General features: G+C 32.7%; 1 pseudogene. It reads right to left on the bottom strand.

Features of this window, described 5'->3' with window-relative positions:
* Positions 1-12 precede the first annotated feature (12 nt).
* Positions 13-721 (bottom strand): annotated as a pseudogene (locus TS70_RS06725) (hypothetical protein); the annotation flags it as partial.

Below are 721 nucleotides of genomic sequence, written 5' to 3'. Positions count from 1 at the left end.
GTTTTTTTATTTTTATTCTTCTTCAATTATAAAATAACTACCTATTGTGTTTGTCACAATCTTTCAACCGTGATTAGGGTTATTGGTAAAATGAGTATTAATTTCTTGAAAATGACTGTAAATAATATTAATTAAAGTATTAGTATCTTCATCAGTGATTGATCCGCCCCAACCACTATGATCTTCTTTATGAAAACTAGTGATTGTTGCTTTAATTTGTTCATTAAATTCTTGATAATTATTTTCATTTTCTTGATAAATTTGTTTAATTTTATCTCATGTATTGCCATTAATATCTAATTTTAATTGATCATGAGCTAAAAATTGATAGTATTTTTCAACTTCATTATATTGATTATGTGATTCATGTTTAACTGCTTCTGGACTATCATTGTTGTTATGATTTAATCATCAAATTACTGCTGTGCCGGCAATTACTAATCCTCCAATTACTAATGATAAACCTAAAGTTTCTGGCGCTAAAGCTGCAGCAGCACCAGCTTCTGATCCAATAACCGCTCCTTCTGAAGCAACAACTGCGGTTCCTTCTGCAACTGATAAAGTTTCAGCTGCTGTTAAACCTCCTTCTGATAATAGCGGCGCCATTTCAATAACTTCTCCTGTTGCTTCTGCTCCAATAGTGGTGCTTGTTGAACCACCAACAGTTATTTTTGTTCCAACGCCACTAATTCCGGCTCCAATTGCTGATGTACCAATTGCT

This window comes from Spiroplasma sp. hyd1, from assembly GCF_016082235.1.
Lineage (GTDB): Bacteria > Bacillota_I > Bacilli_A > Mycoplasmatales > Mycoplasmataceae > Spiroplasma > Spiroplasma poulsonii.
Note: the sequence above shows the minus strand (reverse complement) of the source record. Positions and strands in the feature narration are given on the sequence as shown.